Raw genomic sequence first — 17,531 nt, forward strand, 5'->3', positions numbered from 1 at the left:
CGCAGCACGGCCGTTTCGATCATCCGTAGCCGTTCTTGGCCGCCGTTGCCGTGTCGACCGGCAGCTTGCCGCCCGCGATGTAATAGTGAGCGGAGGCCCAGATACCTACGCCGCATGCAAGGACGAGGGCATAACGCAAGCTCTGTTCGCCGGCATAGCCCGAGAGAAGATCGCTTGCGATGCCGATCATCTGGGGCCCGAGGCCGAGGCCGATCAAATTGAAGATGAAAAGCATGATCGCCGCGTTGAGCGCGCGCATGCTCCCGGGCGAGAGGCTCTGGATCATGGCGAATACCGGACCTTGCGAAAACGCGGAGAAAAAGGTCGCGGGTATGAAGCACAGGATCGCGAGCGTCGAGTTTCCGACCAGGTAGAAGCAAAGGAAGAACGGGATTGCGAGGGCCTTGGCAATGCCGACCATCCAGGCATTCCAGCGGATGTCGCGTGCTGCGAGATAGTCTGCAAGGTAGCCGCCTGAAAGCGAGCCGAGACCGCCGCAAATGCCGAGGATCGGGCCGATGATTGTGCCGATCTCTGCCGAGGTGAAACCGTGGCTACGCGACAGAAATGCGGCCGCCCAGATCGTGCTGCCATATCCGAACATTGCGGAAAGCGATCCGCCTACCAGCAGGTGCCGTGTCGTCTTCATCCGCCATAGATGTTTGAAGCCATCAAGAACCCGGCTCTTGCCGGGCAGGCCTCCCGCGGCCGGAATTGGCATCGTGCGTTTCGGCTCTGCGATTGTATAGCGAACGAGAAGCGCGATGATGAGCCCCGGCAAGCCGACGATGAAGAAGACCATGCGCCAGCCGTAGTAATGCGCGACCCAGCCGCCGATCACGAGGCCGAGCATCGCGCCGAAATAGGTGCCGAGTGAGTAGATCGCCATGGCGGCTGAGCGTTGCTCGCGAGGATAAAGATCAGTGATGATCGAGAGCGACGGCGGGCTTGATCCTGCCTCACCGATGCCTACGCCTATGCGTGCAAGGGCAAGGTGCCAGAAGTTATGGGCGAGGCCGCAAACGGCTGTCATGCCGCTCCAGATGGCGATGGCGGCGGCGATAATGTTGCGGCGGTTGGAGCGGTCTGCGAGTAGCGCGATCGGGATGCCGAGTGTCGCGTAGAAAAATGAAAAAGCAATTCCGGACAGGAAGCCGAGCTGCGTGTCGGTGAGCATAAGTTCGGCTTTGATCGGCTGGATCAGAATGCCCAGAATATTACGATCGACGTGACTTGAAGTGTAGGCAAGTACAAGGAGGAACAGGACGTATCGACGATAGTTGGGCCCTGTCTCCGCAATCGCGGCACTGGCGACCACATCGGCTGTGGTTGATGTCGACTCTTGAGCCATTCGCCAGCTTCCTCCTGTTTGTCTTGTTGTTCGGCAATTGCGCGATTGCGCGGCGGCGAGCTATTTCTTGGGCCAGTACCAGGCGCGTACGTTGTTGCGCAGGATTTTCCCGGCCTGAAGGCGGGGAAGCGCCTCTCTGACGAATTCCACGCTGCGAGGGCATTTGAATGCCGCCAGATGCGATCTGGTGAAGGCGATCAGTTCTTCCGCCAACTCGTCGTTGCCGGTAACGCCTGGCTTGAGATTGATCGCGGAATGAACTGTCTCGCCGGCAATGCTGTCGGGGATGCCGACGGTGCAGGCTTCGAGAACCGCCGGATGCAGCGCCAGCACGTCGTCGATTTCCTGCGGATAAATGTTGACGCCATTGGAAATGATCGTTTCCGCGTCGCGGCCAACGAGAAACAGAAAGCCGTCTTCGTCGACATAACCGATATCGCCGACGGTGTAGTAATCGCCATCGAAGGTCGCGGTGGTTTTTTCTGGCGACTTGAAATACTCGAACCGCACCTCTTCGGGGAGATGGAAATAGACGTAGCCGGTCTCGCCGGGAGCTGCGACCTTGCCATCCGGGTTGCGGATTTCGATGCTGTTGTCTTCGCGCAGGCAGCCAACGCTGCCGGGCTTCCGCAGCCACTGATCAGGCATAATGCAGACGCCGACGCCTTCGGTTGATCCATAGTACTCGACGATGATCGGACCGAGCCAATCGAGCATTTTCTTTTTCAGATCGACCGGGCAGGGCGCTGCGCCATGAATGAGCCATCGCAGGCTGGAAACGTCATATTTGGTGCGAACTTCATCGGGCAGGTTCAAGAGACGATGAAACATGGTTGGAACCATGTGTGCATGCGTAATCCTGTGACGCTCGATCAGCTTCAGCGCTTCTTCGGGATCCCACTTCGGCATGATGACGGCGCCGATGCCGTTGATAATTGCCTTGTGCAGATTGGTATGAAGCCCTGCCGAATGATAGATGGGCCCCGGCACCAGCATTAGATCCTTGCCGGGGACAAAGGCCGCGAGTTTATTCGAGGCGATTGAGGTATTCGACGGGCCGGGCCGCTTACGGCGGAAAACGCCTTTCGGTTTTCCTGTGGTGCCCGATGTGTAGAGCATGTCGTTGCCCAGGGACGGATCGCTTACGTCATGATCTGGTTGTCCGGCAATTGCCGCTTCGTAGCTTTCGAAGCCGGGAATGTCGCCGCCGATTGCCAGTTTCCATATGAGCCGCGGCGCGTCGTTGATCGCGCCTGCGCAAACATCGGCGCATATCACATCGCCGAAAACGAGCTTGGCTTCGCAATTGTCGAGGATATAGCCAGCTTCATGGGCGGTGAGATGCCAGTTGATCGGCGTGAAGCGCAAGCCTGAACGCATGGAGGCGTAATAGACTTCGACGAATTCGGTGCGGTTTGAACAGATGATCGCGATGCCGTCGCCCGCTTTCAGTCCATACGCCCGGAAAAGATGCGCGAGCTGGTTTACCCGGGCATTCAATTCTTTGAACGACCTATTGCCGGTTGGCGAAATGACGGCCGGGCCGTCGGGGACTAGCTGAGCGAAATAGGCAAGCGCCATGCCTTGCGATTCCGCTGTTTGGCGGTCCAGCGTCGGCTGCGCTGTGGTGTTCGATGTGCTGGTAGTCATGACGTCGCTCTTCGATTTTTGTTTGCGCGAGTTTCTGAACCCGGTTTTGCGAGCGGCCATCGGGGGGTGAGCCCGAAATGCAATCATGTCGAAGTGCTCAGGCATTGCGCCTGTCTTCCTGTCGAACAGGATTGCAGAGAGGCCGCGCGATCTGCCCGGTTACCTGAAACGCTTTCGCTTTTGCAGTCAATGATAAATGAAAGATAGTTCCGCAGAGAGAAATAAAAAGGCCATTTATTTTAATCCGAGCGTTCATAGCCGAAAATTTCCGGCCGGCTGAGCCCGTGGCGCAAGCGCGAATTGCGCGAGGGGCAATTCGACCCCAAATCTCTGTGATCAGAATGTTCGAATGAAGCGCGGACTATTTCAACCACGAACCGGCGTGGTCGAACGGTTGGTTAATTGCGTTCGGAACCGCGCGGTGACATGCCCGCGGCACGATATACAGCGTCTATGACTCTCATATTGGCGACGCCATCTTCCACCGTGGTGCGGATCGGCAAGCCTTCGCGCACGACTTTCACGAATTCACGCGCCTGAAAGACGTAGGTTGGCGTTATGTCCAGGATCTCCGCCGAAGTCCGCTCACCGATCGTCAAGGCGAGGGAGTGGCCGCGTTGCGGCATGAATGGTCCGTCAATGTGGAGCTTTCCCTTTTGTCCCCTGACGGTCAGCCAGCTTTTGTACTCATCATGTGCGAGCGAGCATTGCAGGTTGCCGCTATATCCGCCGGGGAAAACGAATTCCACGTTCATCGCGCGGTCTACATCCGGGGCGACAAGATCGGCCTTCGCCTTGACAACGTGCGGCTCTTCTCCGCTGGCCAGGCGCAGGATGTTAATGCAGTAGGAGCCGACATCCATCGTCGCCCCGCCGCCGAGGCGCCGCTGGAAGCGGATATTGTCCGACTTCAGCCGATCTCCGGGGATAGTGAAGCCTGCCTCAATATGCTCGAGCTTGCCGAGCACACCGGATCTGACGATATCGGTGAGGCGCTGCGCGACAGGGTGATAGCGATAGTGAAAGGCCTCAACGAGCGGCAATCCGGCTTTTTTTGCGGCGGCGGCCATTTCGAGCGCTTCGAGCGCATTGGCGGCGATCGGCTTTTCACAAAGCACGGGCTTGCCAGCCTCAAGGGCGCGGCTCGTCCATTCCAGATGCATGCTGTTAGGCAGGGGATTGTAGATGGCCTCGATGGTGGGGTCGGCGATCAAGGCCTCATAGCTTTCATAGGCGTGCGCGATCCCGTGCTCTCGCGCATAGGCCTCTGCCTTCGCCGCATCGCGCGAGGCGATACCGGCGAGTGCAATCTCGGGAACTTGCCGCGCCGCGTCGATAATCGCTACCTGATTGATCTTCGCGCAACCCAGAATGCCTATGCGCAGCGGATTGGTCATGTTGCTCGGTTCCTTATTGTCCGGTCCGGGTTAAACAGCGAGTGAAGGCAATGCGATCGACTTCATGAAGGTAAGTCTGTCTTCGGGCATGGCCACTGCCCGTCTGCGCTCGAGGTCGAGATTGATTGCAATACTGTCGACGCTGAGCAGGCAGTCACCGGTTTCGACATTGAAGAGCCAGATGATTGTGCGCATCGTTTTTTCCGTCACGGCTTTGACGCCCGCATGGCAAATGACGAGATCGTTTGCTTGCAAGATTCCGCGATGCACCAGCCGCTGCTCCAGAACGGCGGAGCCCATTCTGGCCTTCGGCTTTTCGCTGCTTGCGACGGCAGCAGGCCCGAAGCGCGGAATCGCGTCGGCGATAATGCCGAGATAGAGCCGGGCCGGCGCGAGCCCGTTGCGCCCGCATTGGGATTCGTCGACGATCCCGCGGTAAATCTGCGGCATATTGAGGCTCGTGGCTTCATCAAGCGTCGGCATTGCGCGCGGAGGGGCAAGTTCGACGCCTCTCGGGGCCGCGTTTGCGCTCATCTCAACTGTAAATCGGCTCGCCCGCTCCAGGAGGTCGCTGGGCCACTCCGCAGGCTGTGCGTTGGCAGCGATCACGCAGTTCACTGTTTCAACAAATGTTGCCGCGAGCTTGTCGGAGCGGATGCTTCTCATCTCGTGCAGGATGCGAAGGCTTCCGGGCGTTGCGAAAAGAATGCCGCTGACGATGTAGACGCCTGCGCCGCGCCGTTGCTCCTGATGGTAGCGAATGTGCCTGTCGCTTGTGTGCGCCTCGAGGCCCGAAGCGGCGCGGCGGGCGCGGCCGAAGCCGGTCGCATGGAGCAGGTGCTCGCTTGCTTGCGCCGCCTTGTCGAGGAAAAAGCGGACATTGAGGTGATCGTTCTCGTCGCATTCCCAGCTATTGGCCGTGCCGCGGTAGCACTCAATCATCGTCATTTCTCACTTGAACCGAAGCAAATCCACATGCGGGGGCTATCGGACGTTGACTTGGCCGAGAATTTATATATGAAATTGTAATCTGCATAGTGAAATTATTTGGGTCACGGCCTCCATAGGCGAATGAAGCGGAGATTTGCGATGAACGTTTCCGAGAGCCCGAGCTTCATGGGCAATGGGCATGAATTCCAATACCGGGAGCGTCTCGCGGGGGGGAGCTTTGACATTCAGAAATGCGGCGGATGCACGGCGCATGTGTTTTATCCGCGCGTCATTTGCCCCTATTGCGGCGCCGATGCGCTTGCCTGGGTCAAGGCGAGCGGCAAGGCGACCGTCTATTCAACAAGCGTGGTGCGGCGCAAGGACAGTGAAGGGGGCCCTTACAATGTCGCCATTGTGGCGCTTGCCGAAGGCCCGCGCATGATGACCCGCGTCGAGGATATCGCACCCGACGCGGTCAAAATCGGCATGGCCGTTACCGCAAAAATTGTCCGACAAGACGAAGTGCCGGTCGTCGTTTTCACACCGTCGGCAAGCTAGTCGCGAACGAAGTTTTCAGGAGAGAAGCACGTGCTTGACGGATTGAGGGGTAGAGTCGCAATTGCCGGTATGGGGCTTGCGGCGGTCGGTGAAGCGGAGCCACATCGCGAGATACTGGAATTGAGCGCCGAGGTGGCGTTCAAGGCGGTTTCCGATGCCGGTCTTACGATTCAGGACGTGGATGGCATTTTCGGTGCGCAGACGCATAATCCCTTCTACACGGTATCATTGTCGGAATATCTCGGCATTCGGCCGCGCTTTGTCGACGGCACGATGATCGGAGGTTCAGCCTTTGAGTCTCACTGCATTCATGCAGCGCTGGCTCTGCGGGCTGGTCTCTGCAATGTGGCGCTGATCTGCTACGCCTCGACGCAGCGAACAGGCGCGATCAAGCGCGGCAAGACAATCAATGCCGCGGGCACCGATCCGCATGTCGATCCCTATTCACCACGTTTGCCCGTTACCGCCTATGCCTTGGCGGCCGCGCGTCACATGCATGAATACGGCACCACGCGGCGGCAGCTTGCCTCCGTTGCTGTTGCGGCGCGTCAATGGGCGCAACTCAATCCGCAGGCGTTCGCGCGCGATCCATTGAGCATCGAAGATGTGCTGAACTCCCGGATGGTCTCCGATCCGTTGACCGTACGCGATTGCTGTCTGGTGACGGATGGAGCGGGCGCACTTGTCATGGTGCGTGCAGATCGTGCGCGCAATCTGGCGCAGAAGCCGGTTTACTTTTTGGGCGGTGGTACGTCGCTCAGCCATTCGAACATTGCCTGCATGGCGGACCTGACCGTGACACCTGCCCTGAACTCTGGGCGCGACGCTTATGAGATGGCGAAGGTTGCGCCGAAAGATATTGACGTGCTGGCGCTCTACGACGCCTTCACGATCAACACGATCCTGTTCCTCGAGGATCTCGGCTTTTGCAAAAAGGGCGAGGGCGGTGCCTTTGTTGAGTCCGGGGCTATCGCGCCGGGGGGCTCGCTGGCCGTCAATACGAATGGCGGGGGACTTTCGTGCCTGCATCCCGGCATGTACGGCATGTTCCTCCAGATTGAAGCGGTGGAACAGCTACGCGGCGCGGCGGGCGCCCGTCAGGTCAAGGATGTCGATGTTGCGCTATGTCACGGCAATGGCGGTATTTTGTCCACGGAATCCACCACAATTTGGGGAACCGAGGCGGCTCTGTAGGTTGGTTAACACGTCGGTCCGTGGGCCAGGCTGTTAATCGTAACGGCCCGTTTTGCTTTCCGCTCCGGGCAAGCATGGCTAGACTTGGCCTTGTAGAGTGGGGGGAGTTGCCATGCTGGATACGGGAGTTGACCGGCGCGGGCCGCCAAAGCCTGCGGGGCCTGTTACGCGGGCGCTGACGGCGGTGGCCGAGCTTGTTCTGCCGACGCTCGGGCTTTTGGCATCGTTCGGTGTGATCTGGCTTCTGCGCGCCGAACCGGCGACCGATTTCCGTTTTCTGAAGAGTTTCGATGCGTCGCTCGATCCCGCCGCCGACGGCTGGCTCACCTGGGGCGTGTTGCTCGTGCCGCTCTCCTTCTTCGTTCTGAACCTCACCAGCAGACGCTATGGTCCTTCCGTTGCCTTCAACTCGGTCCTGCTGGCCTGGGCGATTGTCGGTGGCGGTATTTATTGGGCGATATCGGAAGGCGTCATCGCTTCGTTTGAGCGCGAGGTAGCACCTGTTGCGCTGGCGGCCGCTTTTGCCGTCGCGATGTTTGCGGGACAAATCATCGGCATTTACATGTTCGATTGGCTGCGCGGGATTCCATGGTGGGAAGCGCCGCTGATTGCAGCGCTATCGAGCGGGCTTGTCTACACGGTCGTTTTTCATGCAGCGATGCGGGGCGACTGGAGCGAGCAGGCATGGCCGCGCCTTGCCGCGCTTGCAGGGCTTCAGCTCATATGGGCGGTGTTGCAGCTTTTGCCGACGCAGATGTGCCGTCGCGTCATTCGCCCGGCTTCGGGCTACGGGGGAGCCTGAGCACCTGCGGATCGGGCTTCAGGCGGAACATCATCAGAAGGGTGCGCTGAAGTGGATTGAAATTATCGTCCGAGATCAGATAGACCCAGATATCGCCCTTGTCGTCCTTGCGGATGGACATGCCTTCCATATTGTCGATGGAGCGCTTGCGGTCTGCATCGAGCAGCACGCGGCCATCAAGCACTGCGCCGGGCTTTACGTCGGAGCCGGGGACACGGCGCAATTGCATGCCGACGCCTGCGAGAAGCGAAAAGCTGCGCTCCAGCAATAGGAAATCGCCATTGGGCAGCGGCGAGACATCAGTTGGCCGGAAGGGATCGTTGAGACGCACCGAAAGGCGCTTCACGGATTTTCCTTCGATCAGGAAGGCGCGCACATTGCCGCGCGGATCGCGCGCATTCTCGCTGATCGCAAGGAGGCGCTGCTTGTTGCCGCCGATTGCGGGCGCAAGCGCCGTTATCGCCTCGATGCCTTCATTGGCGGGCAGTTTGCCGAGTTCGCGCTGCGTGATGAGCTGTTCGGGCCGGGCCTGGAATCCATGCTCTCCGAGCGCATAGCGCCAGATGCGGTGATGACGCTCGAAGCTCACATAGACATCGCCTTTGAGCGGATCGGAACGCGCCGCCGTCAGCCCTTCCGCATCGCCATAGGCCTTGCTGTCGATCGGCTTGCCATTGAGGCCGAGGAGCGGCGCCATCCGACCTTCGCCGATGCCCGACAGGCGGCCCTTTTCGTCATAGAGGATTTGTGCGGTCAGCCATTGCGCTTCATCCGACACGGCAAGCAGCGTGGAGCCGTCAGTACTGACGGCAAGGCCCGACCAGCCCCCGAATTTCTTGTGCGTGGAGGTAATCTCGATACCGCCGGCCCATTCAAGCTCGCCCGCGTCCATGTCGTTGCGGTTCGTCGGGTTCCAGCGGACGGGCTTGCTTGCAAGCTCGATCTTGACGGTTTCGGCGGTGACGGGAGTTTTTGCCGCTACCGGGGCAATGCTGCCTGCCGATAGAAGCGCGGCTGCGACAAGCACGCGCACCAGATGCCGATTGCCATTACGCCACGCCATCAACTTGCCTCATATGACGCCATTTCGGACGCCTGATTTTCAAAGAGTCGTTATCGCGTGCGCATAGACGCGAAGCGCATGCGCGAGGCATCATATCGGGGCTCAAGCCATTCACAAGCGTCAGCCGGTTCGTGGGAGGCGGAAGATGACGAAAAACAACGCAGCATTACCACCGTTGCGGCGCGGGATCAGTCGCAGAGCCCTGTTGGCGACAGGCGCCGCATTGCCTTTGGCCAAAATTTTGCGCAACCCGGCGCTGGCAGCGGATGCGGCAGGCCAGCTTCATACAGTTAGGATCAAAACTCCGTCAGGCCGCGACATATCCGCAGCCTGGGCAGAACCTGCCGCCGCGAAAGCACCCGCTCTCCTGCTCATTCACGAATGGTGGGGTCTCAACGATCAGATCAAGGCGGTGGCGGCCGAATGTGCGCGGCTTGGTTATGGCGCTTTGGCCATCGACCTCTATGGAGGCAAGGTCGCCGCAAATGGCGATGCTGCTACCGCGAAGTCTCTTATGTCTTCGGTTCAGGATAAAGATGCGGACGAAACGCTCAGTACCTGGATCGACTGGCTGCGCGCTTCGCCTTCAGTCGAAGGCGGTGTCGCTACGCTTGGCTGGTGCTTTGGCGGCGGCTGGTCGCTTGCCGCGAGCATCCGGCGTCCGGTCGAGGCGACGGTCATCTATTATGGGCGGGTCGATCGAACGGCCGACGAGTTGCGGCATCTTAAAGGTCCGGTACTCGGCCATTTCGCCAATCGGGATGCCAATATCAATCACCAGATGGTTGCGGGCTTCGAGGCGGCGATGAAGGAAGCGGGCAAGGCTTGTCAGCTCTATTGGTACGAGGCCGATCACGCCTTCGCCAATCCGACAACGGCTCGTTACGACGAGGCCGACGCGAAACTCGCATGGAGCCGCACGCTGGATTTCCTAAAGAAGAATTTGGGGTAGGGGAGGCTCTGTCTATCCGTCATGGTCGGATCAAGCCCGCGCATGACGAATAGAGAGCGTAGGACCAAAGAAGCCGACGGCAGGAATTTCAGCGCACCGAGCGCGCGGCCTTCATCGAGACGCCTTTTTTCACGCGTGTGGCCGATCTGCCTCCACGACGCGGGCCGCTTTCATCGTCGAAAAGCTCGGCGAGTTTTTCGGTCATCACGCCGCCAAGCTGCTCGGCATCGACAATCGTGACGGCGCGGCGATAGTAGCGCGTGACGTCGTGCCCGATGCCGATGGCGATGAGTTCCACAGGCGAGCGCGTTTCGATCTGTTCGATGACGCTACGCAGATGGCGCTCAAGATAATTGCCCGCATTGACGGAGAGCGTCGAGTCGTCGACAGGCGCGCCGTCGGAAATCACCATCAGTATGCGGCGCTGCTCAGGGCGCGCGAGAAGGCGGTTATGCGCCCAGATCAGCGCTTCGCCGTCGATATTCTCCTTCAGCAGTCCCTCGCGCATCATCAGGCCGAGATTGCGCCGCGCGCGACGCCACGGGCTGTCGGCAGCCTTGTAGATGATGTGGCGCAGATCGTTGAGGCGACCGGGCATGGCGGGCTTGCCGTCGGCGAGCCACCGCTCGCGCGCCTGGCCGCCCTTCCAGGCGCGGGTCGTGAAGCCGAGGATTTCAACCTTCACCGCGCAGCGTTCCAGCGTGCGCGCCAGAATATCGGCGCACATGGCCGCAACCGTGATCGGGCGGCCGCGCATCGAGCCTGAATTGTCGAGCAGCAGCGTCACGACCGTGTCGCGGAAATTCATGTCGTGTTCGATCTTGAACGACAGGGGATGCATCGGATCGGTGACGACGCGCGTCAGGCGACCGGCATCGAGAATGCCCTCTTCAAGGTCGAATTCCCAGGTGCGGTTCTGCTTGGCGAGCAGGCGACGCTGCAGGCGATTGGCGAGGCGCGAGACGACGCCCTGCATCTGCTGCAACTGCTGGTCGAGATATTGGCGCAGGCGCGCGAGTTCCTCGACATCGCAGAGGTCTTCCGCCGCGATCACTTCGTCATATTGCGCCGTGAAGACCTTGTAGATCGGTTCGCGATTGCGATCGTCGCCGGGACCGTTTGGGCGCCAGGGCTGGTTGCCTTCGCTGGCCTCGTCGGTGTCGCCGTCCATCGGCACGTCGTCGCTTTCGACTTCGACCGTCTGTTCGTCGCCCTCCTCGCCTTCGCCTTCGGAAAACTCGACCTTTTCGGCGGAGGAGCCTTCTGGCTGTTCGGCTTCGCCCGACTGGCTTTCCTGCGAGGATTGATCGGCATCGCCGTCCTCGTCGTCATTGTCCTGCGAATTGTCGTCTTGCGACTGGCCGAGTTCGGCACCCATGTCGAGGTCGACGAGAATGTCGCGCGTCACGCGCGCAAAAGCTGTCTGGTCTTCAGAAAGCCCGTGCAGGCGCTTCAGGTCCTTGCCTGCCTTTTCCTCGATCCATGGACGCCAGAGATCGACCAGCGTCTTCGATGAGGGCGGCGGCGCTTCGCCGGTCAATTCCTCGCGCACGATCATCGCGACGGCTTCGGCAAGCGGTGCCTCGTCGCGTGTCTTGATGCGGTTATAGCCGCGCGCCTGCGCACGCTGCTCAAGGGCGGCGGCGAGATTCTGCCCCATGCCCTTCATCTGGTTCGCGCCAATGGCCTCGCAGCGGGCTTGCTCGACCGCGTCGAACACGGCAAGCGCATTGCCGCCTTCGGGTTGGAGGCGGGCATTCACCTTCTCGTCGTGATGGGCGAGGCGGAGCGCATAGGAGTCCGAAACGCCGCGCACCTGCGCGACCTCTTCAGGCGGCAGGGTGCGGCTTGGCAGCGGCAAGCGGGCGCGAAGGCCGCGCAGGCCCGGAGGTTCCGTGCCGAACGTGACATTCAGCTCAGCGTTCTCCGCAATCGTGCGCATGGTTGTCGTCAGCGCACGCTTGAAGGGTTCGACTGGGCCTTCTTTGCTCTTCATCGTCCTGCTGCTCAGGCGACCAGAATATGGGCGGCGCTATCCGGCAGGTCTTCGCCGAAGCAGCGCTGATAGAACTCGGCCACCGTCGCGCGCTCAAGCTCGTCGCACTTGTTAAGGAAGGTGAGACGGAAGGCAAAGCCGACATCGCCGCCGAAGATTTCCGTGTTCTCGGCCCATGTGAGCACAGTACGCGGGCTCATCACGGTCGAGATGTCCCCATTGATGAAGGCGGAGCGCGTCAGATCGGCGACGCGGACCATGGCCGAAATCTTCTTGCGGCCTTCTTCCGTCTGATAGGACTTGGTCTTGGCCAGCATGATGTTCACTTCGGCGTCATGCGGCAGATAGTTCAAGGTCGTGACGATGTTCCAGCGGTCCATCTGACCCTGGTTGATCTGCTGCGTGCCGTGATAGAGGCCCGAAGTGTCGCCAAGACCGACGGTGTTTGCCGTCGAGAAGAGGCGGAAGGCGGCGTGGGGGCGGATGACGCGGTTCTGATCGAGCAGCGTCAGTTTGCCCGAGACTTCGAGAATGCGCTGGATCACGAACATCACGTCCGGGCGGCCCGCATCATATTCGTCGAATACGAGGGCGACGGGGTGCTGCAGTGCCCAGGGGAGCAGGCCTTCACGGAATTCCGTGATCTGCTTGCCTTCGCGCAGCACGATGGCGTCCTTGCCGACAAGGTCGATACGGCTGATATGGCTGTCGAGGTTGATGCGGATGCAAGGCCAGTTGAGACGCGCCGCGACCTGCTCGATATGCGTCGATTTGCCGGTGCCGTGATAGCCCTGAACCATCACGCGACGGTTGAAGGCAAAGCCCGCAAGAATGGCGAGTGTGGTGTCGCGGTCGAACAGATAGTCCGGGTCAAGATCCGGCACATATTCGTTCGCTTCCGAGAACGCCGGTACCTGCATGTCCACATTGATCTTGAAGACATCGCGGACGTTGACCTGTCTGTCCGGCAAGTTCTGGGACATGCTGCCAGTCACTTCTAAGCTCATCGTACCCTGCTTCCAAAGTCATGCCGTCTTGTTTTCAAGACTGACCAGGTTTCGAGATCGGGTGGCTCTGCTTGCGTCGCGTTGCCTTGGGGCAGCGGAGTTGTGCTCCGATTGACCCAAGTCCGCCGTAGATTTCAAATCCGCAGCAGATTAGCAGAAGCCGCTCTTTCGGAGGTAATCATAGGCTTGGATTACCTTGCGCAAATGATCCTCGGCGGATCGGTCGCCGCCATTTGCGTCCGGATGGTGTCGTTTCACAAGTTCCTTATACCGGGACTTAATTTCGTTCAAGGACGCGGTGTCCTCAAGCCCCAGAGTTTGCAAAGCCTGTCGCTGCAATGGCTTGGTTTTGCGGCGCGGGGAGGGCGCATCCGGCCCTGACGCAGCGGCATCGCCGAAAAGTTCGAATGCGTCGCGAAATGCTGCGCCGCCACGTTTCGCCTTGGGGCCGAAACCCTGGCTGTAGCCGGGTGCGGCATTTACGCCGAGGCCCCATGTCGGGCGGTGTCCGGTCAGGCCGTCGCGCTGAAATTTCGCGACTTCGGCGTCCGACATGCCCTGAAAGAAGTCGTAATTCTGGTTGAACTTGCGGATGTGGTCGGCACAAAACCAGCGATAATTGCTTTCGCGGCCATTGAGTTCCTGCCCGGCAATGCCGGGCGCGGGTGCCCGGTGCTGGCCGACGCCCTTGCAGCCGTCCCAGTCGCAGGGCCGCTGATTGGCTTTCGCCTTTTGCGCCTCGCGCGCTTCCGCCGTTCCCTCAAGGCCCCGCTGCTTGCGGGGGGCGATGCGGATGCTGTCGAAATATTTGGAAGACAAGTTCACGACCCGACTATGAAGTTAGCTGAATGTGCAAATAGGGCACGCAACGTTTAGGGTCGAGGACAATAGCACTAAAACCTAAAGAGGTGTTGCGTGACCGTTGCTGAAACCATCCGCGAAAAGCTCGAAAAATCATTTGCGCCTTCGCATCTTGTTGTCGAAGACGAATCCCACAAGCATCGCGGCCATGCGGGGCATCGCCCGGGCGTGGAAACACACTTCAATGTGGTGATTGTCTCGGCCGCTTTCGAGGGTGCAACCCGCGTTGCCCGCCATCGCATGGTGACGGCGGTTCTGGCCGAGGAAATCGGAAATCCGATCCACGCGCTGGCGCTGAAGACGCTGACGCCCGGCGAGATGGCAAAACTGGACTAGTTTTCTATTTCCGTTGTGCCCCGGTCGAGCGGGGGCATGACGATCAGGAAATGCAAACCGGCTTATTCGCCTGCGGCTTTCGCCCACAGCGGCGTCACGCGGAGAACCGCGAGCTGGTTGCGCTGGCGGCGCAGGACTTCGAATTTGAAGCCGTGAAAGTTGAAGGCCTGTCCGACCAGCGGAATGGCGCGGGCTTCGTGAATGACGAGACCGGCAACCGTTGTCGCTTCCTCGTCGGGCAGGTGCCAGTCGAGGGCGCGGTTCAGGTCGCGGATGGGAACCGCGCCTGCGACAATCACCGAGCCGTCGCTCTGGATGCGAATGCGGGCGCGGTCGATATCGTGCTCGTCGGAAATATCGCCGACGATTTCCTCCAGAATATCTTCAAGCGTAACGAGCCCCATCAGGCCGCCATATTCGTCGACGACGAGGGCGAAATGGGTCTTGCGTCGCAGGAAGGCGTTGAGCTGTTTGGGAAGCGGCGTCGTGTCTGGAACGAACCAGGGTTCGACCGCGACGTCGAGAATCCTGATGGCGTCGGGCTGCCAGTTGGCGCCCGCCATGGCGCGCAGGAGATCCTTCACATGCAACACGCCGACGATGTTTTCAGGCTCGTCCAGCCAGAGCGGAATGCGCGTATGCGGCGCGGCCAGCACTTCTGTAACAATCTCCTCGTTGGAGGCGGACGCATCGATCATGGTCATGTTCTTGCGGTGAACCATGACGTCGCCGACATCGAGATCGCTCAGGTCGAGAATGCCGCCAAGCATGTCGCGGTCGCGCTTGACGACGCCGCCTTCGCGCAGATGCAGGTTGATCGCGCCGCGCAGCTCGTCATGCGGCGACAGAACATTGACCGTCTCGCTGACGTCGATGCCGAAGATGCCGAGCGTACCGCGCACGATAAAGCGTACGGCGGTCGTGACCGGCGCAAAGAGCAGCAGCACGATGCGCACCAGCGGCGCGACGGCCAGCGCGAAGCGGTCGGTGTTGGTGATCGCGTAGGTTTTCGGCATCACCTCGGCGAAGATCACGACGAGGGCTGTCATCAGCAGCGTCGCATAGACGACGCCCGCATCGCCGAAGACCGCAATGAAGACGCTGGTCGCCAGTGCCGAGGCGAGAATATTGACGAGGTTGTTGCCGAGCAGCAGCGCGCCGATCAGGCGTTCGAGGTCGTCGGTGAGTTTCAGCACCAATGCGGCGCGTTTGTTTTTCTCTTCGGCGAGCCGGTTCATGCGCGCGCGCGATGCGGCGGTGAGAGCCGTTTCCGAGCCGGAAAAAAATCCCGACATGGCGAGCAGCAGGATGATCGCGGCGATCGTCAGCTCCAGGCCGAGGGTGCTCATCAGGCGGTCTCTCGCTCCTTCAGCAGGGCACGAAGTTCGGCTGCGTCGACGTCGCGGGTGATGAAGGCTTCGCCGATGCCGCGTGCGAGGATGAAGGTGAGTTTGCCGTCGACCACTTTCTTGTCCTGACCCATCAGGGCAATCAGGCCGTCTGCGTCGGGAAGCGTTCCGGGTACATCGGCAAGCTTGTTGGGCAATCCGGCGCGTTCAAGGTGACGGCGCAGGCGCAGCGCGTCCTGTCCGGGGCAAAGACCGAGGCGCACGGAGAGATCGAAGGCAAGCGCCATGCCGACTGCGACGCCTTCGCCATGGACGAGACGATCCGAAAAGCCTGTCGCCGCTTCAAGCGCGTGGCCGAAAGTATGGCCGAGATTGAGCAGTGCGCGGACATTGCTCTCGCGCTCGTCCATCGCGACGATATGCGCTTTCGCCTCGCAGCTTTTGACGATGGCATGGGTGCGTGCCGCAACATCGCCCGCCTTGATCGCGTCGAGGTTTGCTTCGAGCCAGTCGAAGAAGGGACGGTCGTTGATGAGGCCGTATTTGACCACTTCGGCATAGCCCGCCATCAGCTCGCGCATGGGCAGCGTCTCAAGCGCGCTTGTGTCGGCGAGCACGAGGCGCGGCTGATAGAAGGCGCCGACGAGGTTCTTGCCTTGCGGCGTATTGATGCCCGTCTTGCCGCCGACCGAGCTGTCGACCTGCGAGAGAAGCGTTGTCGGAATTTGCGCGAAGTCGACGCCGCGCCGGGTGATCGAAGCGGCAAAGCCGGTCAGATCGCCTATGACGCCGCCGCCAAGCGCGATGACGAGATCGCCGCGTTCGACGCCCGTTTCGAGCAGCCATTCGGTCAGGCGCTGAAGCTCGGAAAAGCGTTTCGTCGCCTCGCCGGGCGGCATCACGATGGCTTCGTGGCGAATGCCCGCCGTATCGAGGCTCGCTTCAAGTGTCTTCAGATGAAAGCTCGCCACGGTTTCATCGGTGACGATGGCGACGCGGGCGCGGCGCAGCAGCGGCTTCAGATGCTCGCCCGCATGCGCGATCAGCTTCGGTCCGACCAGAATATCGTAGCCGCGATCAGCCAGTTCGACGCGGACGGTTTTCACGGGTGCTTCACTCATGCGACGTTTTCTCCGCGCTTTTGCGGAACTCTTCCAGTTTCGAAATCACGTCGTCGACGACGACTTCATGCGGGCCTTCAAGGCTTTCGACAGTGATGTCCGCGCTTTCATAGACAGGATAGCGCTCGCCGATCAGTCGCTCCATCACGCTGCGCGGATCGCCTTGTTTCAGCAGCGGGCGGTTGGCGCGTCGGGCGACGCGGCGCATCAGCACGTCGAGGTCGGCGCGCAGCCAGACCGATATACCGCGCGCGGCTATATTCGCGCGTGTCGTCTCGTCCATGAACGCGCCGCCGCCGGTGGCGAGGACGCGCTGGCCGTCTTCAAGCAGGCGGGCGATGACGCGGCGCTCGCCGTCGCGGAAGGCCGCTTCGCCGTGATGCTCGAATATTTCGGGGATGGTCTTGCCGGCCGCGCGTTCGATTTCGATGTCGGCATCGACGAAGGGCAGGCCGAGCTTTTGGGCGAGGCGGCGGCCAACGGTCGTCTTGCCCGCGCCCATCAGGCCGACAAGCACGATCGACCGCTCGGGCAGAGGCGCGGGATCGAGCCGTGGCACGGGGCCCTCCGGCGCGGCGGACGCCTTTTGTTGAGTCTCGGTCGACATAGTCCCTTCGATCTATTTTACAAATCAGACAAGCCCAAATATTTATCGGTCCGAACCGAACGCTGGTTCAAGCAGCGCCAGACTGTGGCAAACTGCGATTCCAGCCATCGGGCGCGGGCAGTACGGGGCATCTCACCTATAGCACCGGAGCTTTGCTTGCGCCCAAATTTCGCCGCAAGCTAGGCATAAAGTGGAAATTCAACCGTCCGCTCGGCCAGATGCTGGGGCAAGCCAAAGGGACCAACAAGAGTATGAATAGCGCATTTCGCCTGCTCGCAGTCGTCGTCATTCTGGCGGTGGCCGCCGTCGGCGGCCTCATCTACCTCGGTCAATCGACCCAGCCATCGGTTCAGAATG

Annotated in this window: 16 protein-coding genes; 5 read left to right on the forward strand and 11 right to left on the reverse strand. The window is 60.5% G+C overall.

Annotation, left to right across the window (positions count from 1 at the left end):
* Nucleotides 1–19 precede the first annotated feature (19 nt).
* The 4 genes from WA943_RS14875 to WA943_RS14890 all read right to left on the reverse strand — a co-directional run bounded on the left by WA943_RS14875 (nt 20) and on the right by WA943_RS14890 (nt 5,340).
* The gene (locus WA943_RS14875) at nt 20–1,351 is read right to left on the reverse strand and encodes a spinster family MFS transporter (protein WP_424470677.1); all 1,332 of its coding nucleotides are present in this window, start codon (nt 1,349–1,351) and stop codon (nt 20–22) included.
* A 60-nt stretch (nt 1,352–1,411) separates the two neighbouring features.
* Entirely contained in the window at nt 1,412–3,001 is a 1,590-nt protein-coding gene (locus tag WA943_RS14880) for an AMP-binding protein (RefSeq protein ID WP_424470678.1), read from the reverse strand.
* Between the two features lie 398 nt (nt 3,002–3,399).
* Nucleotides 3,400–4,398 carry a Gfo/Idh/MocA family protein gene (locus WA943_RS14885; protein ID WP_424470679.1) on the reverse strand — a complete coding sequence of 333 codons (999 nt, stop codon included), beginning with the start codon at nt 4,396–4,398 and terminating at the stop codon, nt 3,400–3,402.
* 30 nt (nt 4,399–4,428) lie between these two features.
* Nucleotides 4,429–5,340: a thioesterase family protein gene (locus tag WA943_RS14890; RefSeq protein ID WP_424470680.1), complete on the reverse strand. Its 912-nt coding sequence runs from the start codon at nt 5,338–5,340 to the stop codon at nt 4,429–4,431.
* Nucleotides 5,341–5,487: 147 nt separating this feature from the next.
* On the opposite strand from WA943_RS14890, the gene WA943_RS14895 reads away from it, so the two are divergent.
* The 3 genes from WA943_RS14895 (at nt 5,488) to WA943_RS14905 (ending at nt 7,882) form a co-directional block, all read left to right on the forward strand.
* A complete protein-coding gene (locus WA943_RS14895; protein ID WP_424470681.1) occupies nt 5,488–5,886 on the forward strand; it encodes a Zn-ribbon domain-containing OB-fold protein in 399 nt (132 codons plus the stop codon).
* 30 nt (nt 5,887–5,916) lie between these two features.
* Complete coding sequence (locus WA943_RS14900) at nt 5,917–7,080, forward strand: acetyl-CoA acetyltransferase (RefSeq protein ID WP_424470682.1); 1,164 nt, start codon at nt 5,917–5,919, stop codon at nt 7,078–7,080.
* Nucleotides 7,081–7,192: 112 nt separating this feature from the next.
* A complete protein-coding gene (locus WA943_RS14905; protein ID WP_424470683.1) occupies nt 7,193–7,882 on the forward strand; it encodes a hypothetical protein in 690 nt (229 codons plus the stop codon).
* Here the strand turns inward: WA943_RS14905 and WA943_RS14910 are convergent.
* Nucleotides 7,848–8,945 (reverse strand): esterase-like activity of phytase family protein, encoded by a 1,098-nt coding sequence (locus WA943_RS14910; protein WP_424470684.1) that lies wholly within the window; start codon nt 8,943–8,945, stop codon nt 7,848–7,850. The genes WA943_RS14905 and WA943_RS14910 overlap by 35 nt on opposite strands.
* 229 nt (nt 8,946–9,174) lie before the next feature.
* On the opposite strand from WA943_RS14910, the gene WA943_RS14915 reads away from it, so the two are divergent.
* On the forward strand, nt 9,175–9,897 hold the full coding sequence (locus WA943_RS14915; RefSeq protein ID WP_424470685.1) for a dienelactone hydrolase family protein: 723 nt from the start codon (nt 9,175–9,177) through the stop codon (nt 9,895–9,897).
* 88 nt (nt 9,898–9,985) lie between these two features.
* Here WA943_RS14915 and cobT read toward each other — a convergent pair whose 3' ends face one another.
* The 3 genes from cobT to WA943_RS14930 form a co-directional block, all read right to left on the reverse strand.
* Nucleotides 9,986–11,893, reverse strand: a complete 1,908-nt coding sequence (gene cobT, locus WA943_RS14920) for a cobaltochelatase subunit CobT (RefSeq protein ID WP_424470686.1) — start codon at nt 11,891–11,893, stop codon at nt 9,986–9,988.
* An 11-nt stretch (nt 11,894–11,904) separates the two neighbouring features.
* Complete coding sequence (cobS, locus tag WA943_RS14925; protein WP_424470693.1) at nt 11,905–12,876, reverse strand: cobaltochelatase subunit CobS; 972 nt, start codon at nt 12,874–12,876, stop codon at nt 11,905–11,907.
* Between the two features lie 174 nt (nt 12,877–13,050).
* The gene (locus tag WA943_RS14930) at nt 13,051–13,725 is read right to left on the reverse strand and encodes a J domain-containing protein (protein ID WP_424470687.1); all 675 of its coding nucleotides are present in this window, start codon (nt 13,723–13,725) and stop codon (nt 13,051–13,053) included.
* Nucleotides 13,726–13,815: 90 nt separating this feature from the next.
* On the opposite strand from WA943_RS14930, the gene WA943_RS14935 reads away from it, so the two are divergent.
* Nucleotides 13,816–14,097 (forward strand): BolA family protein, encoded by a 282-nt coding sequence (locus WA943_RS14935; RefSeq protein ID WP_424470688.1) that lies wholly within the window; start codon nt 13,816–13,818, stop codon nt 14,095–14,097.
* A gap of 62 nt (nt 14,098–14,159) precedes the next feature.
* Here WA943_RS14935 and WA943_RS14940 read toward each other — a convergent pair whose 3' ends face one another.
* From WA943_RS14940 to WA943_RS14950, 3 genes are read right to left on the reverse strand one after another with little or no spacing between them, the layout of a single operon-like run.
* Nucleotides 14,160–15,446 (reverse strand): HlyC/CorC family transporter, encoded by a 1,287-nt coding sequence (locus WA943_RS14940; protein WP_424470689.1) that lies wholly within the window; start codon nt 15,444–15,446, stop codon nt 14,160–14,162.
* Nucleotides 15,446–16,567: a 3-dehydroquinate synthase gene (gene aroB, locus WA943_RS14945; RefSeq protein WP_424470690.1), complete on the reverse strand. Its 1,122-nt coding sequence runs from the start codon at nt 16,565–16,567 to the stop codon at nt 15,446–15,448. The genes WA943_RS14940 and aroB overlap by 1 nt, the downstream gene beginning before the upstream one ends.
* A complete protein-coding gene (locus WA943_RS14950; protein WP_424470691.1) occupies nt 16,560–17,174 on the reverse strand; it encodes a shikimate kinase in 615 nt (204 codons plus the stop codon). Before WA943_RS14950 ends, aroB begins: the two co-directional genes overlap by 8 nt.
* Nucleotides 17,175–17,531: the final 357 nt, after the last annotated feature.

This window comes from Parvibaculum sp., from assembly GCF_049651025.1.
In the GTDB taxonomy this organism is placed as follows: Bacteria; Pseudomonadota; Alphaproteobacteria; order Parvibaculales; family Parvibaculaceae; genus Parvibaculum.